This window comes from Mesorhizobium sp. WSM4989 (assembly GCF_029625795.1).
GTDB lineage: Bacteria > Pseudomonadota > Alphaproteobacteria > Rhizobiales > Rhizobiaceae > Mesorhizobium.
This window is the reverse complement of record NZ_JARTVN010000002.1, coordinates 525,455-550,177: the sequence shown is the minus strand read 5'-3', so window position 1 is coordinate 550,177 and position 24,723 is coordinate 525,455. Positions and strand designations below refer to the sequence as shown.

The 24,723-nt window shown below is 62.0% G+C and carries 15 protein-coding genes and 1 tRNA gene; 4 read left to right on the top strand and 12 right to left on the bottom strand.

Features of this window, described 5'->3' with window-relative positions; genetic code table 11:
- The first annotated feature begins 203 nt into the window (after nt 1–203).
- Nucleotides 204–280 (top strand) — tRNA-Met (locus P9217_RS15315).
- A gap of 87 nt (nt 281–367) precedes the next feature.
- Here P9217_RS15315 and P9217_RS15310 read toward each other — a convergent pair.
- Complete coding sequence (locus P9217_RS15310; protein ID WP_278087196.1) at nt 368–2,833, bottom strand: adenylate/guanylate cyclase domain-containing protein; 2,466 nt, start codon at nt 2,831–2,833, stop codon at nt 368–370.
- 80 nt (nt 2,834–2,913) lie between these two features.
- On the bottom strand, nt 2,914–4,008 hold the full coding sequence (locus P9217_RS15305) for a branched-chain amino acid ABC transporter substrate-binding protein (protein WP_278087195.1): 1,095 nt from the start codon (nt 4,006–4,008) through the stop codon (nt 2,914–2,916).
- A gap of 245 nt (nt 4,009–4,253) precedes the next feature.
- On the opposite strand from P9217_RS15305, the gene P9217_RS15300 reads away from it, so the two are divergent.
- Complete coding sequence (locus P9217_RS15300) at nt 4,254–7,151, top strand: trifunctional glycosyltransferase/class I SAM-dependent methyltransferase/polysaccharide deacetylase (RefSeq protein WP_278087194.1); 2,898 nt, start codon at nt 4,254–4,256, stop codon at nt 7,149–7,151.
- Nucleotides 7,152–7,214: 63 nt separating this feature from the next.
- Here P9217_RS15300 and P9217_RS15295 read toward each other — a convergent pair whose 3' ends face one another.
- Together P9217_RS15295 and P9217_RS15290 are read right to left on the bottom strand one after the other, a co-directional pair.
- Nucleotides 7,215–7,895 (bottom strand): redoxin domain-containing protein, encoded by a 681-nt coding sequence (locus P9217_RS15295; protein WP_067326351.1) that lies wholly within the window; start codon nt 7,893–7,895, stop codon nt 7,215–7,217.
- 19 nt (nt 7,896–7,914) lie between these two features.
- Nucleotides 7,915–11,217 carry an adenylate/guanylate cyclase domain-containing protein gene (locus tag P9217_RS15290; protein WP_278087193.1) on the bottom strand — a complete coding sequence of 1,101 codons (3,303 nt, stop codon included), beginning with the start codon at nt 11,215–11,217 and terminating at the stop codon, nt 7,915–7,917.
- A 244-nt stretch (nt 11,218–11,461) separates the two neighbouring features.
- Here P9217_RS15290 and P9217_RS15285 point away from each other — a divergent pair, with 244 nt between their 5' ends.
- Nucleotides 11,462–13,234: an adenylate/guanylate cyclase domain-containing protein gene (locus P9217_RS15285; RefSeq protein WP_278087192.1), complete on the top strand. Its 1,773-nt coding sequence runs from the start codon at nt 11,462–11,464 to the stop codon at nt 13,232–13,234.
- Between the two features lie 81 nt (nt 13,235–13,315).
- Here P9217_RS15285 and P9217_RS15280 read toward each other — a convergent pair whose 3' ends face one another.
- The 3 genes from P9217_RS15280 to P9217_RS15270 form a co-directional block, all read right to left on the bottom strand.
- On the bottom strand, nt 13,316–14,701 hold the full coding sequence (locus P9217_RS15280; RefSeq protein ID WP_278087191.1) for a hypothetical protein: 1,386 nt from the start codon (nt 14,699–14,701) through the stop codon (nt 13,316–13,318).
- A 198-nt stretch (nt 14,702–14,899) separates the two neighbouring features.
- Complete coding sequence (locus P9217_RS15275; RefSeq protein ID WP_278087190.1) at nt 14,900–15,424, bottom strand: GNAT family N-acetyltransferase; 525 nt, start codon at nt 15,422–15,424, stop codon at nt 14,900–14,902.
- Between the two features lie 74 nt (nt 15,425–15,498).
- A complete protein-coding gene (locus tag P9217_RS15270; protein WP_278087189.1) occupies nt 15,499–16,323 on the bottom strand; it encodes a hypothetical protein in 825 nt (274 codons plus the stop codon).
- A 203-nt stretch (nt 16,324–16,526) separates the two neighbouring features.
- Here P9217_RS15270 and P9217_RS15265 point away from each other — a divergent pair, with 203 nt between their 5' ends.
- Entirely contained in the window at nt 16,527–17,942 is a 1,416-nt protein-coding gene (locus P9217_RS15265) for an adenylate/guanylate cyclase domain-containing protein (protein ID WP_067326333.1), read from the top strand.
- Nucleotides 17,943–17,963: 21 nt separating this feature from the next.
- On the opposite strand, the gene P9217_RS15260 is transcribed toward P9217_RS15265, so the two are convergent.
- The 5 genes from P9217_RS15260 to P9217_RS15240 form a co-directional block, all read right to left on the bottom strand.
- Complete coding sequence (locus tag P9217_RS15260) at nt 17,964–18,443, bottom strand: class I SAM-dependent methyltransferase (RefSeq protein WP_066994102.1); 480 nt, start codon at nt 18,441–18,443, stop codon at nt 17,964–17,966.
- A gap of 191 nt (nt 18,444–18,634) precedes the next feature.
- Nucleotides 18,635–19,816 carry an ABC transporter permease gene (locus P9217_RS15255; RefSeq protein ID WP_278087188.1) on the bottom strand — a complete coding sequence of 394 codons (1,182 nt, stop codon included), beginning with the start codon at nt 19,814–19,816 and terminating at the stop codon, nt 18,635–18,637.
- Nucleotides 19,813–20,811, bottom strand: coding sequence for an ABC transporter permease (locus tag P9217_RS15250; RefSeq protein WP_066994096.1), 999 nt, complete (start codon nt 20,809–20,811; stop codon nt 19,813–19,815). Before P9217_RS15250 ends, P9217_RS15255 begins: the two co-directional genes overlap by 4 nt.
- A gap of 2 nt (nt 20,812–20,813) precedes the next feature.
- Nucleotides 20,814–22,712, bottom strand: coding sequence for an ABC transporter substrate-binding protein (locus tag P9217_RS15245; RefSeq protein ID WP_278087187.1), 1,899 nt, complete (start codon nt 22,710–22,712; stop codon nt 20,814–20,816).
- Nucleotides 22,709–24,604: an ABC transporter ATP-binding protein gene (locus tag P9217_RS15240; RefSeq protein ID WP_278087186.1), complete on the bottom strand. Its 1,896-nt coding sequence runs from the start codon at nt 24,602–24,604 to the stop codon at nt 22,709–22,711. Before P9217_RS15240 ends, P9217_RS15245 begins: the two co-directional genes overlap by 4 nt.
- Nucleotides 24,605–24,723 lie beyond the last annotated feature (119 nt).

The following is a 24,723-nucleotide window of genomic DNA, read 5'->3' as shown; positions in this document are numbered from 1 at the left end:
CGAGACATAGCGACGTGCCCCGTCGAACTCAACCCCGATGCATGCGCTTCAGCGTCTGCCCGGCGCGGCTTTTCCGGGATGAGATTATGCTGATGCGTGCGGCTTGACAGCTTTGCCCTGCCAACCTTATATCCGCGCGACCTTGGCGAACGCCTCGAATTGCCCACGACCGGTGTGGTTCTTCGAGCCTCTTCGCCGCTCCTGGCGGAGTAGCTCAGTTGGTTAGAGCACGGGAATCATAATCCTGGGGTCGGGGGTTCAAGTCCCTCCTCCGCTACCACCTCAACCCATGTCCGGCCCGGATACGTAGTCGTGACTTGCTCGGACGCGGCTTCGGTGATTTGCCGGCAGGCGCGGCGCCCAACTCCTACTGCCCGGGCTTGTGGGAAAGCCGGTCCAGCGCGTCTCGAAGCGCAGTGGCGGCACCGCCACGCTCATCGGCGGACATCAGCCCCGGTTCAAGTTCCAGCCTGAAGTGCGGCAGCTCGGTTCGAACAACGCGACAGGCGCCCGCTAGATTGGCCTTGATGACGCGGTAGGTAGCGACCGGATAGGCGATGCCCTTGACCTGGACGTGCCCCATCTCCTCACAATCGATCGTGTCCTTCACTTGCGCAAACGTCTCGTAGGAAATGAGGATGGTCCCCGGAGCCGCCTCTTGTTCCAGGCGCGAGGCGAGATTCACGGCGCCGCCGATTATCGTGTAATCCATCCGGTCCTCGCTGCCGAAGTTACCGACGGTGCAGTAGTCGGTATGGATGCCGATGCGGCAGCGCAGCGGTGTTTCGATCCCCATGTCCCGCCAGACCTCCGTAAGCTCGCTGATCCGCTTTTGCATGGCAAGCGCCATCTGCACGCAAGCCAGCGCGTCCTGCTTGACGCCGCGCGTCTCAGGGTCGCCGAAAAACATCAGGATCGCGTCGCCGACGTACTTGTCGATCGTGGCACCATGATCCAACGCGATTTTCGACATTTCCGTCAGGTAGTGATTGAGGAGCTGGGTGAGATCCTCGGATTCCATCTTGTCGGTGGTCTCGGTAAAGCCGGCGATATCGGAGAAGCATATGGTCAGCTTCTTACGCTGGCTGGCGATTCTAACGTCTTGGCGGCCGGTGAATATCGAGCTGTACACTTGGGGCGCCAGATATTTCGCCAGCTTGCTGGAAAGCGCTTCCAGGGCAGCGGACTTCTCGGCGAGGTTCTCCTCCCTTTGCTTCAGCTCGGTGATGTCCGAATAGACGGCGACCGTGCCGCCGGCGCTGATCCGCCGCTCGTTTATCATGATCCATCGTCCGTCGCCCCGCCGCTGCACCCACGGTTCGCCGGGGTTACGGTGCCGCCATAGGCGCTCCGCGACCCACTCATCGACCCGACCCTCGGCATCCCTGATGTAGCCACGCTCCGCGGATCGGCGAATGATCTCCTCGAATGCCATGCCGGGGGTTAGCTCTGCCTCCAGACCGGCGTATAGCAGTTCGCGGTAGCGGCTGTTGCTAAGGACAAGCCAGTCCTCTTTGTCATAGAGAGCGAAACCTTCGGAAATGCTTTCGATGGCATCGACCAGCCGCTGACGCGCTTCTGCAACGTCGCGCAGGTTCTTTTCCTCGACCTCGACAGCGGTATCCCGGAAGAGGCTCAGCGCCTCGGCCATGCGCCCGATTTCGTCGCTGCCCGCCGCCGGCAGCGGCGCACGAAGGTCGCCGCCCGCGATCGCGAGCATGCCCTGACTCACCGCTCCCAGACGGGCGAGTAGGCTGCGGTCGACATAGAGCCAGACGACCAGAACCGAGCTCAACAGGCTGAGAAACGCAGAGCCGAGGACAACTCCGGTGCCGTAGCGCTGGACGAGCGCGGCTTCGCGACCGGAGGCAGCGATCTCGCGGTCCGCTGCGGCGACAAGACGGTCGACGGCTGCGGTCAGACTGCGCGACAGCCGATTGTTTTCAGCCAGAAGCTTTTCGCCCTGCGAGAGGACCGCAAGCTCCTCCTCCCGTGCCTTCGGGATGCTGCTCTCACCATCGGTGAGTACCTCGAACTCGTCCACCCGCAGCCGAAAACGGGTTTGCAGCTTTTCGTCGATCTCCGAGGAAGCCGTTTCCAGAGCGGCGAGCGAGCGGTGCAGCGGAAACAGGATCAACGCCAGGTCGCCTCGCGTCGGCGCGGTCGCGGCCTTCACCAGCGCGTCGTTGACTGCCGAGATCTCCAGCAGCGCCTTCTGCTGGGGGATGTAAGCCGCAATCGCATGGACCATGTCGGCCATTGCCGCTGCGCGTCGATCGGGCGACAGCGACGTATCGGCCGCGACCGCCCGCCATTGCGGGAGCCTGGAATCCATCACCACGATGCCGGTGGCCAGAAGGCGTTGGCTGCCGGTCGTCGTCGCGGCGAGGCGGTTCAGAAGCTCCTCCTTGCGGGCGACGACCTCGAGGCGGGCGACAACAAGAGAGTCGAGCTCCTTCAGGTTGCGCCTCAGGACAACCGCAGCTTCCTCGATCTCAGCTAAAGGCACTGTGCCCAGCGTAGCATCTCTGAGATCCGTACGCAGGGCCTCGAGGCGGGACATCTCGAGCGCGACGGCCGCCGAGACCTTGCTGTGCTGAGCCCTGCTTGTCGCCGCCAGCACCGATGGCGCGGCGGCAGCGACCCGTTCGGCCTGGCGCGACAGCTGGAGGGAAGCCAACGCCGGCGGCACCCGATCCGTGGTGATTCGGTCGACGACGTCGCCGACTTCGAGGAAGGCATAAAGCGCCGCAGCGGTAGCCAGCACCGCAAGGCCGCTGATCCCGAAAAAGGCGAGCAACAGCCGACCGCGTATGCCGAGGCGTTCAAGCATCGTGGGGAGTCGGAACAATCCAGCCACACTGGTCTGCATCAGACTAGACGTCTCAGCGTCACGCCGGCGTTCGGCGCACCCTATTCAACCGGCACGTACTCCCCGCCCCGCCAGACGTACCAAACCCAGCTCTGCCTCGTGAGGTCGCCCTTGGCGTCGAAATCGACCCTGCCAATGACGGTGTCGAATTGCTGTTCGCGCAGTGCCGCTATGACCGCCTTTGGCGCCAGCGAACCTGCCTTCGCCACCGCCTGGGCCCAGACCTGCACCGCGCAGTAGCTCAACAGCGTATAGCCCGCGGGCTCGAAGTTGTCCGCACGGAACTGCTCCACGATCGCGGCCGCGCCGGCATTTCGCCGCGGGTCCGCCGGGAAGGTGAACAGGGTCCCCTCCGCCGCTGAGCCTGCGATCAGGGCGAATTCCTCGGTAGCCAAAGCATCTCCGGATATGAGCTGAAGCGTGTAGTCCCGGTCGCCTGCAGCGCGAGCGATCAGCGCAACGTCGGCATGATACCCGCCCACATACAAGGCCGAAATGCCGGCGGATTGCAACGCAGCGACCTCGGCTGAATAGTCGTCCTTCCCAGGCCTGTATGCGTCGTAAAAAGCTTCAGTCACGCCCCGTTTGTTCAGCTGCTTCCTGGTCTCGTCGGCGAGACCCTTCCCATAGGTCGAATTGTCGTGAAGGATTGCGATCTTCTTGTCGCCCCAGTGATCGGCAAGGTAGTTGCCGGCGATGAAACCCTGCGCGTCGTCGCGGCCAATGGTGCGGAAGACATTGCCACGGCCCTGTTCGGTCAGCTGCGGATTGGTCGAGCCTGGGGATATTTGCACGACGCCCGCCGCCTCATACACTTTTGATGCGGGGATCGAGGCTCCAGAGCAATAATGCCCGACGACGAGCACCACCCCGTCGGCCACCAGCTTCTGGGCGGCCGCGACCGCCTGCTCGGGATCGCAGAAATCGTCGACCGAGATCAGCCTCACCTTCTGGCCGAGCACGCCACCCGCCGCGTTGAGGTCGGCCACCGCCCTCTCCGCGCCGCGTTGCCCCTGCTCGCCGATCCAGGCAAGCCGCCCTGTCATCGCAGACGAGACCCCGATCAGCACTTCAGCCCTCGCGGAACTGAACACGGCCGCCAGAACTAGGATCGCTAGGGCGATGACACGGTACATGTTTTGCACCCCCTGTGAACAGTAGCTTACGCTAATCCAGTCACACCCGACAGCCCCTTCGGTAAGCGCGAGTGCCTCGGATGTGACGCGAAAACACCGCCCCGGCGCACGGGCCTAATTCTAAACCGTCGGGCATGAGCGCTCTCCATTCAAGCCTGTTTTCAAGTCTTGTTTGCCCGCAGGAAATCGCGGGCTATGGTTTGGGACTTTTGTTCTCCGTTCGAAGCAGGCGCGGGTAAGACGGCGTGGCGCATAATCCTCTGGTTTCAATCGTGGTTCCTGCGCACAACGCCGAGGCAACGCTGGCGCGCGCACTCGATTGCCTTCTCGATCAGGATATAGCGGATTGGGAGGCGATCATCGTCGATGACTCCTCCACGGATCGCACCCCCGCGATCATCGCCGGTTATGTTGAGCGCGATGCCCGATTTCGCACATTGAGCTCTTGCGCGCACAACGCCGCCGGCGCGCGCAACAGCGGGATTTCGACAGCGCGCGGCCAATGGCTCATGTTTCTGGATGCGGACGATTGGGTGGATGCCAGCTTCCTTGCGAAAATGCTGGCCGCTCTGAAAACCGCTCCCGATGCGGTGGCCGCCTATTGCGGTTCTCGGCGCGTGATGCCCGACGGCGAACTGACCCCGTCGAGCATCTCAACAGAGGTTGCGATCGAGCCCTTCGAAACTTTCGCGCGCCGGCGCGCCATTCGCACTCACGCGCTGCTGGTCGATCGGAAGACAATTGTCGAGTTGGGCGGTTTCGATGTGTCGCTGCGCACCTGCGAGGACTGGGACCTGTGGCAGCGTCTCGCACGTCTGGGCAAACGTTGGGTGATGGTCGACGAGCCTCTCGCTTTCCATCGGGTCAGCCCCAACTCGCTCTCCTGCAATTCGACGCAGATGCTGGCAGATGCGGCAATCGTGATCGTCCGCGGCTTTTCTCCTGATCCCAGGGTCGAACACCCGGCATCGGTTCACGCCAATGGAGCGATCGACGCGAACGGCTGCTCCGCTGCCGAAGCACTCGCGTGGTTCGCGCTGTGGAACGCCGCGTCGGATTGCGGCCGCGGCGCCTGCTCAATCGACGCGCAGTCCCTGCGCGCGGTCCCGGCAGCACGCAAATGGGCGCGTGAGATCGCCAGGGTGGTCTTCGATGGCCTTATGGTAGGAAGCCTGTCGGTGCCAGCGCAATTGGCTGCCAGGTGGGACAGGTTCGGTGGCCCCCTCACCGAGTTGATCGTCGAACTCGGCAGGGTCTGGGACGATCCCGCAGCGGGTCGCCGCGTCCAGTATCACCTTGAGCAAATGCTTCTCGACTCCGACGATCTCGCCGCGCCGCGCAGACTGACGCGGACACTCGGAATTCGCGTCGACGTTGGAAATCCGGCCTCCACCGACCTGCCGGAAGGAATCGATCGAATTTATGCGTATCTGATGATGGACGGCCGGATCGAGGCTCGCGTGCAGTTCGGCGCGCTCGGGAAAGTGACAAGGAACCATTGGATTGAGTTGGCCTCGCAGAGCGGCGTCGCCGACAAGTCAAACATGTCTGAAGCCGAGGCATCGTTGTCCATGGCGGAGCCTCCGTCCGATCCGGATAGCCACTTCGGCAAGCTGGCGCGATTGGCCGCGAAAGCGCAGGAACTGGTTCGGTCGAGCGCCGAACCTGCAGAGCCATTTGCGGCACCGCGCCGTAAACCGGCCGCGGATGACAACGGTACTGATCGCACGTCGTTCTGGAATCGCCGTTTCGCGACCGAGGATCCCTGGAACTATCGTTCGCCCTATGAGCAGGAAAAGTATGAGCGGCAGCTCGAAATTCTGCCTGCCGGTCTCATCGGACGGGCGCTTGAGCTGGCCTGCGCGGAGGGCCACTTCACGCGGCAGCTGGCGCCGCGAGTCGGCCATTTGACCGCAACTGACATCTCCAGCGTAGCCGTCGAGCGGGCGCGCGCGCGATGCAGCGGTCAGCCGAATGTCGACTTCGGCGTACTGGATTTCTCCGCGGAAACGCTTCCGGGCAAGATGGATCTGATCGTCTGTTCGGAAGTGCTCTACTACCTGGACGATCTCGCTGAGTTGCGGCGCATCGCCAAGAAATTTGTTGAGGCGTTGACGCCTGGCGGCAGTGTCGTCAGCGCACACGCATTCGTGCTCCGAGACAATGTTGAGAGGACGGGCTTCGACTGGAACACATTCGGCGCACAAGCGATCTCGGAGACGCTGGCGGCGACCGAAGGCCTCGTCCTCGAGCGGTCGATCCAGACCGAGCTCTATCGCATAGACCGCTTCCGCCGCCTGTCACCGGACGGCGTGGCGACGGACCCGGTGATTGATCATGTGCCAATCCACGCGCCCATCGGTGTTGGAGTCGCGCGAAATATCGTCTGGGGCGGGGCACGGGCCTTGCGCCGCGACGTCGCGCGCAGCGAGCGGCGGCAGCATGTCCCTGTCCTCATGTACCACGGCATCGCCGATGATGGTCCAGCCGCGCTCGCCCGTTTTCGGCTCACGCCCGCCGCATTCGACCGCCAGATGGCATGGCTGCGCGCCAATGGCTTTCACGCCATCACGTCCGAGCAACTGGGATGGTCCATCGCCAACCGTGAACCTTTCGTTGGCCGCCCGGTGCTCATCACCTTCGATGACGGCTTCCAGAATTTTGCCGACCATGCTTGGCCGATCTTGCGCGCGAACGACCTGACCGCGGAAGTGTTCCTGGTAACGGACTTGGTAGGGGAAAGTGCACGGTGGGACATCGACAGCGGTCCGCCGACGCAGCTTATGGACGCTGGGACGGTGCGACGTCTCGCCGGCGAAGGTGCGTTCTTCGGAAGCCATCTGGCGACGCATCGCGCGATCGATGGTCTGTCGAGTTCTGATTTGGCCGCCGAGCTCCTGCGCTCTCGCATGTTCGTCGAACGGTGGACCGGTCGGCCAACCACGGCGTTCGCGGCACCCTTCTCTGTCACCGACCGACGGCTTGGCCGGCTGGCCAGGGAGTGCGGCTATCGGATCGGCTTCGGCGGCAAACACGGGCCGGCGGATCTCGATTGCGATCCCATCGACCTTCCGCGCATCGAGGTTCGCGGGGATCGCTCGCTCGAAGACTTTGTTGCGCGTGTCGAGGCCGTGCTCGGATGACCGGTGAACAAACCGGGTTCTGCTTTTTTATCGGTGTCCCGCCCGACTACCTTGTTCGCAAGTCTATTGAACGACCTGGGATACGGCTGACATCAGCTCCTGCGGGTTTGGCGCCCCAAACATGTATCGCCCACCCTCTGGAACCTCCGTGAAGCTCCAGCGGACCACCCCCTGCCGGTCCAGCAGGAATTGACCGATCAGTTGTCCGTGTCCCGTTGCCATCATCTGCTGGTCGGCCTCGGTCACTTCGTATTGGTCCTTCTTGTCGAGGAATTCGCTGGCCGCAAAAGGATCCATGGGAGCGGGCAACTCGCCTGGTATGTCGACCCGCATATCCTTTGCCGCTGCCATCGAAACCTTGTACGGCCAGTTCGTGTCATCCTGGGTGAATTCGAGATTGGGCAGTCCAAAAGCACGATGCGAAGCGCGTTCAGGGTCGGAAGCCGCAAGCAGATTCGGCATCGGGTGGTAGCGGAAATAGAGACGCGCCCGTTCGATCGGCGTGTTGACCACCGTCAGGCTTTCCACCCCCTTTTCGCGCAGTTCCGGATCAAGCCGCGCCTGGGCGGCGATATGGCGTCGGCAAAACGCACAATGCAGACCTCGAAACAGGCCAACCAGCACCGGTTTTTGTCCGCGGAAGTCGTCAAGCGCGATCTTGCCTTCCTGGGTTATGGCGTCGAGCACCACGTTCGGCGCACGATCGCCTGGCTGAAGCGGTACCAAGTCAATACGCGCGGACATTGTTCAACCTCCCACCCGGCTAGTCGAGAAAAGGCAGCACCACAAGCGCTTCCGGGTCTAGCCCGTGCTGGGCGCATATACCCTGCGCCAGGGAAAAGTAGCGTTCGGCCTCGGCCAAATTGTCGAGGTCGAGATTAAGCGTTGCCAGACCATCATAGCACGGAAACAGCAGTTGGGGTTCACTCGTTTCGCGCGCTACGTCCAGTGCTTCGTGGAACAAGCCAACCGCCAGTTCCGGACGACCGTTGCACTGGTGGATCTGCGCAAGCACGATCAACGGCACCGGCAGGTGCTCGCGCTGGTCGAGTGCCCGGTCGATCTCGATGGCCTTCTCGGCAGCAGGCACGCCCTCCGTTGGGCAACGGTCCGTGAAAGTACAACAAGCAACCGCCAGGTTCGCGAGGAGGCGCGCCTGAAAGCCCAAATCACCAATATGGCGCGCCACTTCAAGACCGCGCCGACAGACCTTTATCGCCTGTGCCGGATCGATGGTCGTGTAAAGCACGCCGAGATTGGTGTAGCCGCGGCAGGCCGTGCCCAGCAGACCGGCGGCTTCGGCCAATTCAATGCTACGCTCGATCTGGCGCACCGCTTCAAGGTTTCGCCCAAGGCGAGCCAGCGCGACAGCCTTGGTGTTGAGTGCCTCGGCGGTCACAAGAGTGGCGTCACGCCCTTCCTCGGAGACATGCTCCGTTGTCAGAGTGCGTACGCCATCCAGCGCCGCGTCTGCCCATTTTGCTGCGCGAGCGTGATCTCCGCTACGGAACGCCTGTCGGCCACGTTCTTGCCACAGCTGCGCCTGCTCGATCGGGGCATCCGCTCCTTCGAGCAGCGCTGCGGCTTCCGCATAGCGGGATTCTGCGTTGTCCCGCTTGCCGACGTCCCAGAGCAGCCGACCGATCTTGCGCAAAACTCGTGCCGACGCGACACGATTGCCTGATTCCCGATATGCCTGCAGCACCGTTTCGTAGTGCTGGTGCGCGACCTCGCGGCGGCCTACCGGGCCGCTCAAATCGCCAATGCGCTCCGCGATTGCCAATTTGAGCGGCGTTTGCCCGATCGCGCCCAACGCAGTCAGCGCTCGCTCGTAGAAACGAAGGGCGTCGTCGTTGGCGTATATCATGCGAGCGCGATCGCCCGCCGCCTGCAAGTAATGCGCGCCTTTCTCCCGCTCCGCGCTCTGCGCGAAATGATGACCGAGCACGGTCAAATCCTCGAGCCGTTCCGGCTTGTCGCCACACAGCTGCTCCAAGGCGGCACCGACCCGCCCGTGGATATCGGTCCGGCGTTGCAACAGCAGATTCTGGTAGATCACGTCCTGCAGCAACGTTTGCGTAAAGCGGTAGCTTGGCGACGAGATCGAGCCTGATCCGGCGACCTCCTCGATGATTTCGGCATCGCAAAGCAGTTCGCAGCCGGCTTCCAAGCGGCCGGGTTCGGCTGTCACGGCTTTCAAAAGTGTGGCATCGAAGCGCGGGCCGATCACCGCGGCTTCCTGGGCCAACCGGCGCACCTCCTGGGGCAGCCGGTCGACCCGGGCAAGCAGCATTGCCTGGATAGTGGCGGGAATGCCGGTTGCGACTTCGCCTGCCGCAGTCCGCCATCGCTGGCCCTCGCGCATCAGCACACCGCGATCGATCAGGCCGCGAACGATCTCCTCTATAAAAAGCGGGTTGCCGCCGGCGCGCTCGAGGATCTGGTCGACAAGCCTGCCTGCGGACTTTACCCAGCTCTCACCGAACAGCGCCGCCAGCAGCCCGCGTCCGTCATCAGTGTTGAGCGGCGAAAGCCTGAGCGCTGTGTGACTGACCCGACTTGAGTCGAGCTGGTCGTTGTCCGGCGCCGGACGATGCGTGACCAGCAACATCAACCGCGTGCGTTCCAACCTGTCCATCACGAAACGCAGCGCCTCGAGCGACACGGCGTCGGCCCAGTGCAGATCTTCGACGACAATCAACAGCGGCGACAAGGCAAGCCGCCTTTCGATGATCGTGCGGACTGCGTAGAGGATTTGCCGCCGCAGCTGCTCGGGCTCGACATGCTGCAAGGTGGCATCGGGGTCGCCAAGGCCAAGCACATGGTAGAGCAAAGGCATCAGCCGCTTCGCCTCCTCGCCCTGCAGGCCGAGGTCGGTCAGCAAGCCTCCGAGCTTCGCCCGCATTTCATCCCCAGTATCGCTTTGCATCATCCCGGCAGCGCTGCGCACCACTGCGCCCAAGGCGCCAAAAGATTGTTCGCCCAGCGGTGAGCATGTGGCCTGCCGCACGGCGACGTTGCGAAAACGATCCTCGTCGCCGACGCGGGCGACGAATTCCTTCACCAGCCGCGATTTCCCAATACCGGCTTCTCCGACGAGGCGAACAAGTTGGGCCGAGCCGCCGCACGCCTGGTCAAGGCTGGCCAGCATTCTATGGAGCTCCGCACCACGACCTATGATCGGCGCGCTGAGGCCGAGCGCCTCGAGCCCACGCGCTGCACGCGGCAACGCAAGCGGTGCGTCCAGTCGATGGACGAGCACACTGCCTGCCTTGCCGCGAAGCACAACATCGCCCAGCGGCTCGAAAGAGAAGGCATGCCGGGTCAGCCTGTGAGTGAGTTCGCCTACCAGAACCTCACCCGGTGCGGCCAGCGATTGCAAGCGTTGCGCCGTATTCACGGTATCGCCGGTCACCGAATAGGATTTGGCGGTGCCGATGCCCAATCCGCCAGTAACGACCGGACCAGTGTTTATGCCGATGTGGAGCAACAGAGGCGAGCCGGAGTGGGGAGCGCTTTCGCCGAGCCGCGTCGTCCGGGCCATCATGTCGAGAGCGGCGCGAAGCGCACGTTCCGGATCGTCCTCATGCGCGACCGGCGCACCGAACAAGGCAAGCAATGCATCGCCGATGAATTTGTCGACGAAACCGCCAAAGTTTCGCACGGCTGCCGTCAATTCCCTGAACAGTTGGTTCTGCAGCGCTTGCATCACCTCGGGGTCGAGCTGCTCGCTGAGTGTCGTGAAGCCGCAAAGGTCGGCGAACAGGACCGTCACCGTCCTGCGATCGGCTTCAGAGACGGGATGGAACCCATCATCTTCGCTTTCGATGTTCGCGGGCAGCGACGGAGTTCGAGAAGGCGGCACAATGGTCCGGCTCGGTGTCGGAGCAGGCCGTTCGACGGCTTTTGCCGTCGCACCGACGCTTGCCCCACATTTCGGACAGAACTCGAAATCAGGTGCGCACAGATAGCCGCAACTGGCGCATGGCACGGGCTGGCGCCTGCCACACTTCGGACAGAAGGCGAAACCGCCCTCAACCTCGAAACCGCAGCCCGAGCAGTCCATCGAGCAAGACCTCACTGGAGCCATGACGGCGTGATCTCGCCACGCACTTCACGGCCGGGGTATTCAAACAAGAATGAACCGTTAGTCGTCGGCCAGCAAGCGGCAGCGCAAATGGGGCATCGAGCGATCGGTCCAGGCCCGGTGGCAGAGCGCTGCCGACTCGCGCGTCTGCGTAGCCGTCGTCCACGAAAATTCCCTCTTAGCCTCCGCCTTCCTGCTATTATGGAGCCGAGGACACGTGCCCATGAGCGAAAACCGGAAGCTGGCCGCAATCCTGGCTGCAGATGTGGTTGGATACAGCCGGCTCGCGAGCGCGGACGAAGATCGTACTTTGGCGAGGTTGCGGGCACTGCGCAGCGACCTGATCGATCCGATCATCGCAGTCCACAACGGGCGGGTGATCAAGCGCACCGGGGATGGAGCGCTGGTCGAGTTCCGCAGCGTGGTGGATGCCGTGCGCTGCGCCGTTGAGGTTCAGAACGGCATGGTCGAGCGCAATGCCGGCGTGCCGCAGGACCGCCGCATCGAGTTCAGGATCGGCATCCATCTGGGCGATGTGGTCGAAGAGAGCGACGGCGACCTGATGGGCGACGGCGTCAACATCGCCTCGCGTTTGGAGGGCGTCGCGGCGCCCGGCGCCATCTGCCTGTCCGAGGATGCCTATCGCCAGGTCAAGGCGCGGCTCGACCTCTCGGTCAGCGATCTCGGCAGCACACAGCTCAAGAACATCGCCGAGCCGATCCGGGTCTATTCGCTGCAAGTCGGCAGCGCCGGGACCAAGCCGGCCGCGACCCCGGAAAGCGCGGCAAGCCGGCCCGCGACGGCAGCGCCGCCGAAACTGTCGATCGCCGTCCTGCCGTTCGCCAACATGAGCGGTGACGCCGAACAGGATTACTTCGCCGACGGCATTTCTGAGGACATCATCACGGCGCTGTCCAAACTGTCGCAGCTCTTCGTCATCGCACGCAATTCGTCGTTCACCTTCAAGGGGCAGAACGTCCATGTGCAGGAGGTGGGCTCGAAGCTCGGCGTGCGGCATGTACTTGAGGGCAGCGTACGCAAGTCGGGGAACAGGGTGCGCATCACCGCGCAGCTCATCGATGCAACCTCGGGCGGTCATCTTTGGGCAGAGCGGTTCGACCGCGATCTGACCGACATATTCGCCGTGCAGGACGACGTGACGCAGCAGATCGTCGGGGCGTTGGCGCTCAATCTGACTGAGGGCGACCGTCAGCGGCTGGCGCCCGAGTATGCGCGCAACACGCAGGCGTATGACTATTTCATGCGGGGCCGGGAGCTGTGGCACCGGCTGACGAATGAGACGAACGTCGCAGCCCGCGACCTCTTGCAACGTGCCATCGAACTGGACCCGAAGTTTGCCTCTGCCCACGCCTTCCTCGCCCTCACGCATGGACTCGATTACCTGAACAGGTGGAGTGCGTCGCCGCCGGAATCGATGGCGCAAGCGGAAGAGGCCGCAACGCGAGCGGTGACGCTGGATGACAGCGATCCCTGGGCGCACTGGGCGCTGGCTATCGTCAAGCTGTATACACGACGGCACGATGAGGCCATCAACGAGGCCGAGCACGCGATAGCCCTCAATCCGAACTTCGCCGAAGGGCACGTGATCCTCGGCGAGGCGCTGCACTATTCGGGCAGATCCGTAGAGGCGCTCGAGAGTTACGCCCGGGGCAAGACCTTGAATCCATACTTTCCGGATGTGCTTCTGCATTTCCAGGCTTTGGCATCGTTTCAACTCGGAAGGTACGAAGAGGCCGTTGACCTCTTGCTGCAGCGGCTGGCTCGCAACGCTGTCACCGATGTCTCGCGCGCGCTTCTGGCCGCCAGCTACGGCCATCTGGGCCGTTTCGCCGAGGCCCGCGAGGCATGGCAGGAGGTGCTTCGCGTCAATCCCGACTATTCGCTGGACTACCGACGCAAGGTCTTGCCCTACAAGAACCCTGCCGATTTCGAACTCATCGTGGACGGGCTCCGCAAGGCCGGTATCGTGCAATGACAGGTGAGGCCATGTCAGGTCAGGCCTTGAACTGCGTTCATTCGCGAATGGACTCTCCGCGAATAAAACCGGAAGCGAAGCTCAGGTCGCCTTGATCTGTGCCTGGCCGATCTTGCACCATCGGGCGTCTTCCCGAACCAGTTTCAGGTCGTCGGTCGTCTCGGCAAATGTTTGCAAGCGATACTGCCGCAGTAGATTCGGGAAGAGCGCCCCTTGCGGCAGGCCGGCAAGCTGCTCGCGGACCGAGATCTTTTCATCGATGACCCGCACGCCCCAGGCATTTTCCCGAACCTGCAGCTCCTGAGCCAGATCGCGCTCTTCCGGCGCGTTCTCGTCAAGCGCGGCCAGCAGGATCGAGTGGAAAAGCGCCACATAGCCAATCTGTCTCAGGCCGCCCACAACCCGCACGCGCGGCAATATGGCGAGCACGAGGAACGTGAGGAACAAGTTCGGCAGCAGCACGCCTTCCAGTAGCGCCTGCTTGAGATGCGTTCGCTCGAACGGGATGGAAAGACCATGCCGCCTGTCGGGCTCGATCAGGTGGCCGTTCTCAAGGACGAGCTTGCGCACGCGCTCGTCGCGGATGCCCCAGAAATAGGCTGTGGCATTGGGCAGGAATCTGCCAAATGGTCTCGCTGCGGTCTCTTGCAGGGCACGTTCGAGACGCTTGCGCCTCGCGGGCTCAAAGAGCAGCTTGGAAAGAAGGCTGCCGTCATATTCCAGATGCCGAGCCATGGCGGCCGCGGCCAGCCGATCATCGATGAAAACCGGCTTGGCCATGCTGGAACAGTCCCAATTGGCGACCAGATCCTCGTTGAGGGCTGTCACCGCGTCGGCCGCGGTTGCAAACATCTTGTCCCGGCTGGCAAGCAGTGTGCCCAGCCAGCGGCTGGCATCCGTTTTATCACCCACCGCTTCGAGCGCGCGTTTGTTGAGGAAGACGGGACCGGCCGCGCAGGCGCTTTTGCGGCAAAGCTTGTGGCGTCCCATGCCAAACAGGTTGACCTTGTCGTCGCCGACATCGAGCCATCCGGGCCCCTCCCGGCCGATTGTCTCCATGGTCATCGTCGTTCCCATGAAGCAGAAGAAGGCCGAGAGCCCGCTTTCGACCGCGCCGAGCCAGGCAAGCAGCAGGGCGTCGAAGGTGATCCGGTCCATCAGAAGCAGACAGTGCAGGCCGGACTGAATGACCGGTCTGTGCTCGAACGCTTCGAGGGCCTTGCCGACCTCTTCAGGCTGCATGATCGCACCAAGACGCCGATGCAGCACGTCGCGCAGGATCGAGCGGGCAGCGATCGCCGGGTCCGATGCAGGCCTTGCCACCGGCCGCCACAGATGGCGGGCATAATCGGAAACCGGTGCGTTCCAGTTCTGCTCGATGTCACGCACGACCTCCGGGCAGAGCAGCGACAGCACAGCCAGAATTTCCACTGGAGGCGTGGGGATTGGGTCAGCCACGGCGGTCATCTGTCCCGTCTGGCGGCTCGCGGTGCAAACGCCAAGGGAGACCAGACTTCCTGAATGCCGGCCCACACATGGATCGTCAACTCGATCAGAACCGTGTGAGATGAAATTATCCTACAGAGTTCTCCATCGGCAACCACCAGTTCGCCAACTCGGCTTGATTTGTAGATCGGCTAAACAGTTATGACCGAACAGCGGATTTCAGAATCGCAGCCGGGCCATGCTGAGGAGGTCGTGGTACTGGCCCTCGGTAAAACCGGCCTTCACATGCCGACCTTCGACCTCGAAGCCGTGGCTTTTGTAGAGGCGCATGGCCGATTCGTTGTCGGCATAGACGGTCAATTCGACCCGCTTCAGAGCGCGCCAGTTGTCGGCCACGTCGAGCAGCGCGCCAAGTATGGCAGAGCCGATGCCTTTGCCGACAAAGGCATCGTCAAGACCCATATTGATCTCGCCGATATGCGAACGGCGCGGCGAGCCCTGCACGACCAGGCTGCCATGGCCGACGACCCTGCCCTCCACCTCCGCAACGATCCAGGTGGTTTCCTGGCCGGACTTGGCGATGCGCCGCTCTACCTGCTCCACCATCTCGAAAGGCATCCTGAGCGTGCCCCAGCGGAAGCCCGGCATGTTGAAGATGGCGCAAAGCGCCTCCGCATCGCTTAGCCGAACGGATCGGAGCTGCGGCTGGATTTTCTCGGAGGATGGCGAGGTTGTGCTGGTCATAACGTTCCCGGCGATGGCAATCGGCACGGTACGATGCACCCTACGTCACCTGAAAATCCAGCCGTCTCTAGAACCTATGATGCCGATTGCAAGCTAAAATACTGAGTGGCGGCGAAAAGTTTGAAGACGCCGCTGATGCCGATCCAGGCGAAAAGGGCGAGCCAGCACAATGTCCCGGTCGCCGTCCAGTCGATCCGGTTCACCGCAGCGTCGGTGATGACGAGTCCAACAATGGCAAGCAGGCCAACCAGCAACTGCGCCAAGCCCAGCACCAGCAGTTCCTCGCGCGGCGCGCTTCTCCAGACGACATATATGCCACCCGCCCCCGCGAGGAAGATGGCGCTGTAGACCTGAGCGTGGAAGCCATCGACCGGCCATGGCCAGAAGCTGCCGAATGTCAGGGGGAACAGCAAAAGGCCGACGCCATAGAGCCCAAGGACTGCCAATTCCACCGGCATGTAGCCGCGCCATGCGGGCTGTAAGGTCACGCCTTTTGCAGAAGGAAGGGCCCTGGCCCGCCACAAGAACAGCCCGGATGCCGCGACCGAACCAAGATAGACCAGAAACCAGAGCCAGGGCGCTTTGCGCCCGAAGTTGAAATAGCCGAGATTGATGAACGACGCCACCGACACGATGACGGTGAAGATGAGCGCCATGACGAGCACGAGCCTGCCGGGCGACCAGCGATTCCAGAACAGCAGCGCCGCCATCACGACCATTTCGGCGGTGTAGAAGCCACCAAGGAAGCGGGCATTGAACGGGGTGACGGCCCACGGCCAGCGCGGCTTGACCAGCACGGGCGCGAAGAACAGGCCGGCGCCTACGGTCAGGACGATAATGACCACCAAGGAAAAGAGGCGCAGGGTGCCGGGAAACGGCGGATTGTCGGATGTCGGCATCGGGTAGCCCGCATAGATAAATGCCCATGGATCATCATAGTGCCGGTTGCGGCCGGCCAAAATCCACCAAACGGACTTGAGGTATCGCCCGGCTTGTCTATTCGAATGGCCGTAGGGTCGGTTTCGAAGTAAAATGGCGCAGTCGGACCAGGACCGGTCCGGTCAACACGTTTCGGCGGCGCATTTCTTCCGGAGCCTGCACGATGAACGAAGCTCAGGATCTGTTCTCGCTTCTGCGGCAATCGACCGATGTCGATCCGCGGGCAATCGATGCGATCAAGCGAACCATCGCGGAGGGCAAGGACCGCGAGCTTTGCCGCATCAATGCTCTAGCCTTCGCCAGCAAGCATGGCCTCGATGTGGAACGCGCCATAGGCGCCTTTCTGCATGCGGCGCGCGTGGGCCTCTTCGACATTTCCTGGAATGTTCTATGCCCCGGCTGTGGCGGCGTGCTCGACAGCAACGCCACGCTCAAAACCCTGCAGAAGGACGAATATACCTGCGCGCTGTGTTCCGAAGGCTATTCACCGACCCTCGACGAGATGGTCGAGGTGACATTCACGGTCAGTCCTCGCGTGCGCAAGATTGCCGCCCACAATCCACACGAACTGCCGTTGGTGGAATATTTCCGCCAGATCTACTGGGCGTCCGGCGTCGACCTGCCGGAAGAGGATTTCGCCAAGACGATGGAAGCGTTCTCGCTGGAGGATATCGAGCTTGCGCCAGGTGAAAAGGCTGTTCTGCCCGTACAGCTTCCGTCCGAATTCATCATCGTCTTCGAGCCGGTCACCCATTCAGTGCAGTTCATCGACGTCAAGGGCGAACCGACAAGAGAGCGACGAAGCCTCTCATTGGTCTTCGACCGCGAGCATGTCCAGAACCAGACGCTGGAGATGCAACCCGGCCCGTTGCGCATTTCGCTGGAAAACAGGACCGACACCCGCGTGCTGCCGACGGTCTTCATCGCCGGCCAGGAATTGCATGATCTCCTGGGCAAACGCCGGCCGTTCCTGACAGCCAAGCGCCTGCTCACCAACCAGACGTTCCGCGATCTTTATCGCACGGATACGCTCGACATCAACCAGCGCCTGAAGATCACTAGCCTCACCTTCCTGTTCACCGACCTGCGTGGATCGACCGAGCTTTACGAGCGGGTGGGCGATCTTTCAGCCTTCGATCTCGTGCGCGTGCATTTTCAGGTTCTGCACGAGATCGTCGCGTCCGAGGCAGGCGCGGTGGTGAAGACGATCGGCGATGCGGTGATGGCGACCTTCGCGACGCCGGATCGTGCGATTGCGGCGGCCCTGAGGATGCGCGATGCCATGCGTGCGCTCAATGAGAAGAGCGGGCGCGAGGATCTGCTGCTCAAGATCGGAGTCCATGCCGGCCCGTGCATTGCTGTGTCTATGAACGAGCGACAGGACTATTTCGGCCAGACGGTCAACATTGCTTCGCGGGTCCAGAACCTTGCCAACGCACAGGCGATCTTCGCCACGCGCGCGGTGGTCGACGACAATCTCACCGCCGATCTGTTGCACAGGAACGCGCTGACGCCCGTGCCACACGAGGTCTCGCTGCGCGGCATCGAGAGGGAGATAGCGGTATACACGATCCCCTGAAGACTTGGGCCGTTTCGGCCCTCAGACGCGCCTGCAGACAAAATAGCGATCGGCGGGTACCGAAGGCGGCAGTGGAAGGCTTTGCAACTGCGGGTGATCGAGCGGCGTGCCGCTGACCGCAATGCCTCCGACGCGAAGCAGGCGCGCGGTCAGTTCGGGGAGCCAGGTGGAGGTCACTGCATCGCGATCTTCATAGCCGGTGCCGATGTCGGCATGAACAAGAGCGGCCTCGATGCCGATGAACCTGCTCGCCGTCTCGCGGATTTCGCCGAGCACGAGGTTTTCAGCTTCGGGAATTGAGCTGGCGTGTGCGGCAAGTGCGCGGTCGAACGCCACGATCCGTCGGCCGGGCAGACGCTCGCGCAGATGGTGGAAGGTCCGGCCATTGCCGAGGCCGAGCTCAAGGATGGGACCCTCGATCTTCGCCACCTCCGCGCAGACTTGATCGAGAATGTCGCGCTGTGCCGTCAGCCTGCGGATGAAACTTTCGAGGCGACTCATATGCGTCTGTGTGTCCTGAACCAGCTCAAGAGACCGGCAATGCCCGCGATACCAGGATGAAACCCGAACAACGTGTTAGCCCGATCCGGCGTCGCCGCATATAGAGGCGAACGTTCAACACAGCAACAACCGAACAGGCCCCCGACGAACCGGGCGGAGTCTGCGCCTTGAAGCGCGGCGGACTGGCGATGTCACTTGTAGGGGTCCGCAGCGTCCCGCAAGCCGTCGCCGAGGAAGTTGAACGCCAGAATGACGAGAATGACGGGGAGGATCGGCAAAAGTAGCCATGGATAAAACGCGATCACGCTGACGCTGCGCGCCTCGGTGAGCAGGATGCCCCAACTGGTTATCGGTGCCCGCAGCCCGAGCCCGAGGAAGCTCAGCGCCGTCTCGCCCAGGATCATGCCGGGTATGGAGATCGTCGCCGTCGCGATCAGATGCGACATGAAGCCCGGAATGAGGTGCCGCCGGATAATGCGGCCGCTGCTGGCGCCCATCAATTGCGCGGCCAGAACGTAATCCTCCTCTCGCAACGCTAAAAGCTTTGAACGCACGGCCCGCGCCAATCCGGTCCAGTCGAGCAGCCCGAGGATGACGGTGATGCCGAAATAGATCAGGATCGGACTCCAAGTTATCGGCATGATCGCCGCCAGAGCCAGCCATAGCGGAATGCTGGGGATCGATTGCAGAACTTCGATTATCCGTTGAACGATCAGGTCGAAGATGCCGCCGTGATAGCCGGCCAGTCCGCCGATGACTATGCCGAGCAGGAAGCTGAAACTGATGCCGACGAGGCCGATCGTCAGTGAAATGCGTGCACCATAGATGATGCGCGAGAGCACATCGCGCCCCAGCCTGTCAGTGCCGGCCAGGAAGAGCTGGCCGTTTTCGGCAGGGCAGACAAAATGCCTGTCACCTTCGATCAGGCCCCAGAACCGGTAGCTGTCGCCCTTGCAGTAGAAACGGATCCGCTGAACATCATCCTGTTGGTCGATGTAGTTCCGCTTCAGCGTGTCCATATCCAGCGTCATTTGGCGGCCGTAGACGAACGGCCCGACGAACTGGCCGTTGTGGAACAGGTGCACCCGCTGCGGCGGCGCATAGATGTAGTCCATGTTGCGCGTGTGCAGATTGTAGGGCGCCAGGAACTCGCAGATCAGTATCGCGAAATAGAGCACCGCCAGGAATATGCCGGATACAAGAGCAAGCCGGTGCCGTCGAAATTTCCACCACATCAGCCGCAACTGCGACGCCTGAAAGACCTTCGACTGCTCCGGCGTCATTGCCTCGACCGACTGCAGGTCAAAGGGCGCGATGGAAACATAGTGTTGCAGCGGAGCACCCGGAGCGGGAAGTGGCGATTGCGTGTTCATTTGGTACTGCCGCCCTGCAAACGAATTCGTGGATCAAGCAGTGCCAGCGCCAGATCGGAAATCAGCACGCCGATGACCGTCAGGAAGGCGAGGAACATCAGGAACGACCCTGCCAGATACATGTCCTGGCTTTGCAGCGCCTTGATCAGCATCGGCCCGGTCGTTTCCAAAGACAGCACGATCGCCGTGATTTCGGCACCGGAAATGATGGCCGGCAGGATAGAGCCGATGTCCGAAATGAAGAAATTGAGCGCCATGCGCAGCGGGTATTTGACCAGGGTCCTGAAGGGATGAAGGCCCTTGGCGCGCGCCGTCACGACATATTGCTTGTGAAGCTCATCGAGCAGATTGGCGCGCAGCCGCCGGATCATGCTCGCCGTGCCCCCGGTGCCGATGATCAAGACCGGGATCCAGAGATGGGCGAGGATCGACTTCGCCTTGGCCCAGCTCATCGGCTCGCCGAGATATTGCTGGTCCATGAGATGGCCGACGGACGTGCCGAACCAGATATTGGCGAAATACATCAGGATCAGCGCCAGCATGAAGTTCGGGATGGCAAGGCCGAGAAGGCCGAAGAAAGTCAGGCCGTAGTCGCCCCAGCTGTATTGATGCGTGGCCGAGTACATGCCGATCGGAAAGGCGATGAGCCAGGTGAAGAGGATCGTCACGAAGGAAACCAGCACGGTCAGCCACATTCGGTCCCCGATCACGTCGCGAACCGGCAGCTCATATTCGAAGGAATAGCCGAAATCGCCGTGCAGCATCCCGCCGACCCAGTAGAAGTAGCGAATGACCGGCGGCTTGTCGAAACCATAGTCCTTCCGCATCATCTCGATGCGGTCGGAATCCACCGCTTCGCCCTGGGCCCGAAGCTCGGCAACATAGCTGTCGAAATAGTCGCCTGGGGGAAGTTCGATGATCGTGAACACAAGCGCCGATATGATCAGCAGCGTTGGAACCATTACGGCGAGGCGCCAGACAATATATCGAAGCACGCTCAGGACTCTCCAAGCCAAAATGTATCGGGCATGTAGACACCGAAATAGGCGGTCGGGTCGTAGCCGTAGAGCGCCTTGTCAGGCAGATTGCGCAGCCGCGAGGAGGCCAGAACCGGCTGATATGTTCCGTTCACCGTGCCGATCGAAAACACCTGATCGGTGTAGATCGACAGCATTGAATTCCAGATTTCAGCGCGCTCCGTGGCTTCGGTCGATGCGTTCCAGCGCTTGAGTAAGGTCATCAACTCGACCACAGGCGGAAGATCGGGCGCCTCGCCGAGCCTGCCACGAGACAAGTAGTGAGCACCCCAGAGCGGCCATTGCAGTTGGTCGTCAATGGTGGGGGCCAGCTGGTACGGGTTCATGTCGGCGGTCGGCACGCCATTGTCGATGCCCGACCACATCGACATCATGATCTGGCCGCCAAGCGCGCGACTGCGAAAGATGTCGCGCTGCGAAGTCCGGATGAACAGGGCGATACCGATCTGGCGCCAGTGATCGCTGATGAGCTCGAGCGCATCGGTTTCCAGCGTGCTTTCGCCGGCCGTTTCCACGACGATCTGCGCCGGGCGTCCATCGGGAAGTACCCGCAGGCCGTCATCGTCACGCGCCTGAAGCCCGACCTCGTCGAGCAGGGCATTGGCCTGATCAGGATCGTAGGTGACCCAGGCTTTCGCGAATTCGGGCCGGTAGAGCGGGCTCTCCGGCAGGACCGTATCGGCACTTTCCTGCGCCAATCCATAGAACACAGCCATATTGATCTCGCGTCTGTGCACAGCGAGCGAAAGTGCACGACGCACGCGCACGTCGCGAAAAAGGCCACGCCAGACCTGGTCGGCACAATTCAGATTGGGCAGCAGCGCCAGTCGCGAACCCTGTGTGCGTTTCCAGAGATGCATCTTGACCGGGTAGCGCTTCTCCGCGTCCTTCAGGAAGGAGTAATCGCTGAAATCAATTCCCATGCATTGCAGGTCGCTCTCGCCCGCGCCGGTCTTGGCGGAAATAATCGCCGACGAGCTCACATTCATGACAATCCGGTCAACATAGGGTAGTTGCCGGCCATTCTCGTCTATGCGGTGAAAGAACGGATTGCGCTCGAAGACGAACTGCTCAGCCGGCGGCTTGGTCCGGTTCCGCCAGGGATCGAGCGTCGGCAGTTCCGGGTTCTCCGGGCGATACTGCCGCGACATCCGGATATGCAGGAGCGTCCATTTCTTGGCCCTGTTCTCCTCCATCAGGCCGGCGAGCCGGAATGGATCCTGGTATTTCTTGTGGAACTGCTTGAGATAGGCGGCCGGCAGAACAAGCGATAACGGCGAAGCAGCCGCGAGCTTGGGCAGGAAGTCGGGATTTGGCGCATCCCAACTATAACGGACCGTCAACGCATCGACGATCTCGAAGCGTGGCGCCTTGCCGTCGGCCAGCAGGGCCGGGGCGAGCCCGCCTTGCGAAAGTTCGTCGTTCAGCCAGACATCTTCCCAGCAATAGCGAAAGTCCTCCGGCGTCAGCAGGCTACCGTCAGACCATTTATGTCCTTCCCGTATCTTGAAAGTGAAGACGCGATCGTCCGCTACCTCGAAACTTTCAAGAATGTCGGCTTGCAAGTTGAGCTTTTGGTCATAGCCGACCAGGCGAGCATATCCGTAGATCGTCATCATCCGGATATCTTTCTGACTGCCGATGATCGTGCGCAGCGTGCCGCCATACTGGCCGGGCTGCCGCCCCATCGCAGCGAGATTCAACACGCGCGGGTTCTTGGGCAAGCGCTCGGAGAGTGCCGGCAGCGCCAGGGCCTTCAGCAGCGGCTGAAGAAATTGCGGCTCCAGATCGCCTGCGTGCAATGTGCCCGGCAAAACCGCCGAAGCCATGAGTCCGAGGACGGTGCGCCGGCTGATCAATGGCGTAGCTCGCTGACATCGGCCGAACGTCGGGCCAACACGAGGTGGCCGCCACCAAGATCGAGCGGCGACAATACATCCTCGTCACCCTCGTCGCGAAATTGCGGTCCCCATGCGCTGGTGTCGGAAGCGCCGCTGAGCTTCAGCGTCTTGAAATCCATCGGCGTGTCGAGGTCGGGGAAAGGTACTGCGGCGACGAGTGAGCGCGTGTAGGGGTGGATCGGTTTCCTCAGCAGAGTTTCGCGTGGCGCAAGCTCGACGATACGCCCGCCGCACATCACTGCGATTCGGTCTGCCATGTAGTCCACCACCGCCAGATTGTGCGATATGAACAGGTAGGTCAGGCCCAGTTCCTTCTGCAGGTCCTTCAGCAGGTTCAAGATCTGCGCCTGGACAGAGACGTCGAGCGCCGAAACCGGCTCGTCGCAGATCAGCAGTTCAGGGCCCAGCGCCAACGCGCGCGCGATGCCGATACGCTGACGCTGCCCGCCGGAGAAACTGTGGGGATAGCGCTTGATGAAGCGCGGATCGAGCCCGATCGCCTGCATCAGGCTTTTGACAGTGGCGAGTCGGGACGCGGCATCGCCACGTTGATGGATCTCCAGCGGCTCGCTCAGGATGTTCTCCACCGTCATGCGAGGTGACAGCGATGAAACCGGATCCTGGAAGACCATCTGGATTTTGGCGCGCAGCATGCGCAGGGCGTCTCCCTCGCCTTGCAAGACGTCGATCGCTCCATCGCGGCCGTTGAACGTCACAGAGCCGCCGCTAGGGGTGATAGCCCGCATAAGGATCTTGCTGACCGTGGTTTTGCCGGAGCCGCTTTCGCCGACCAGCCCCAGGCACTCGCCGCGCCTGATATCGAAGCTCACGCCGCCCACGGCGCGAACCGTGGTTTGATGATCCCCGCCAAACAATCCGGACTTGCGGATTGTGAAGGTCTTTTTCAGATCCCTGACCGACAACAGGATATCGTCTGGCCCCTTCGACGGCGGCGCCGTCTGCTTGCCGAGCAGGTTCTCGACATTCACCGGCACCTCGCGCAGCGCCTTTAGCCTTTCGCCAGGCTTCAGGTCGAAATGCGGAACGGCTGCCATCAGGCCCTTCAGGTAGGGGTGACCTGGTCGGCGGAATATCGCCTCGACAGGTCCCGCTTCCATGATCTCGCCATGGTACATGACCACGACCTCGTCGGCGACGTTGGCGACCACGCCGAGGTCGTGGGTGATCAGCAACATCGCCATGTTCAGCTTGGTCTGAAGGCCGCGCAGCAAATGTAGGATTTGCGCCTGGATGGTGACGTCCAACGCCGTCGTCGGCTCGTCGGCGATCAACAGGGCGGGCCGGCAGATAAGCGCCATGGCGATCATGGCGCGCTGACGCAATCCTCCTGAAAGCTCAAAGGGATACATATCATAGGCGCGTTTGGGACTCGGAAAGCCGACAAGACCGAGCATTTCCTCGGTCCGCGCCTTGCGCTCCGCCCGAGCCATGGGGGTATGAATCTGCAAGGATTCGCTGACCTGGTTGCCGATCGTGTGCAGCGGCGATAGCGATGTCATCGGCTCCTGAAAGATCTTGCCGATGCGGCTGCCTCTCAATGCCCGGATTTCGGGTCCGTCACGTGGCATCTTCAGGATATCTTGCGTGGTGCCGGGCCTTTCAGGATCGGAGAACAGGATACGGCCGCGAACATGGGCTGATCCCGGCAGAATGCCCATCACTGCCTGGCTGAGAACCGATTTTCCGGAGCCGGACTCGCCCACAAGCGCGGTAACCTTGCCGGGCAGGACGCGAAGATTTGCGCGCCTGACGGCATGCAACGGTCCGCCGATGATGGCAAAAGAGATGCCAACATCCTCGATCCGCAGCAGATCAACACCCGAATTCATTCCACACCAGCCCCAATCTGGCAGGTTCGGAAGCGAGACTAACCTATTGCCAGCTTAGAGCAACTTGGATTCGGAACGGTCGCCAGCGGCGGAACCGGCGAGCGGACTGTCTATCTGGG

Coding starts and splice junctions, on each gene's coding strand:
- P9217_RS15310 (WP_278087196.1), bottom strand. CDS start 2,833: ATGCTTGAACGCCTCGGCATACGCGGTCGGCTGTTGCTCGCCTTTTTC.
- P9217_RS15305 (WP_278087195.1), bottom strand. CDS start 4,008: ATGTACCGTGTCATCGCCCTAGCGATCCTAGTTCTGGCGGCCGTGTTC.
- P9217_RS15295 (WP_067326351.1), bottom strand. CDS start 7,895: ATGTCCGCGCGTATTGACTTGGTACCGCTTCAGCCAGGCGATCGTGCG.
- P9217_RS15290 (WP_278087193.1), bottom strand. CDS start 11,217: ATGGACTGCTCGGGCTGCGGTTTCGAGGTTGAGGGCGGTTTCGCCTTC.
- P9217_RS15285 (WP_278087192.1), top strand. CDS start 11,462: ATGAGCGAAAACCGGAAGCTGGCCGCAATCCTGGCTGCAGATGTGGTT.
- P9217_RS15280 (WP_278087191.1), bottom strand. CDS start 14,701: ATGACCGCCGTGGCTGACCCAATCCCCACGCCTCCAGTGGAAATTCTG.
- P9217_RS15275 (WP_278087190.1), bottom strand. CDS start 15,424: ATGACCAGCACAACCTCGCCATCCTCCGAGAAAATCCAGCCGCAGCTC.
- P9217_RS15270 (WP_278087189.1), bottom strand. CDS start 16,323: ATGCCGACATCCGACAATCCGCCGTTTCCCGGCACCCTGCGCCTCTTT.
- P9217_RS15265 (WP_067326333.1), top strand. CDS start 16,527: ATGAACGAAGCTCAGGATCTGTTCTCGCTTCTGCGGCAATCGACCGAT.
- P9217_RS15260 (WP_066994102.1), bottom strand. CDS start 18,443: ATGAGTCGCCTCGAAAGTTTCATCCGCAGGCTGACGGCACAGCGCGAC.
- P9217_RS15255 (WP_278087188.1), bottom strand. CDS start 19,816: ATGAACACGCAATCGCCACTTCCCGCTCCGGGTGCTCCGCTGCAACAC.
- P9217_RS15240 (WP_278087186.1), bottom strand. CDS start 24,604: ATGAATTCGGGTGTTGATCTGCTGCGGATCGAGGATGTTGGCATCTCT.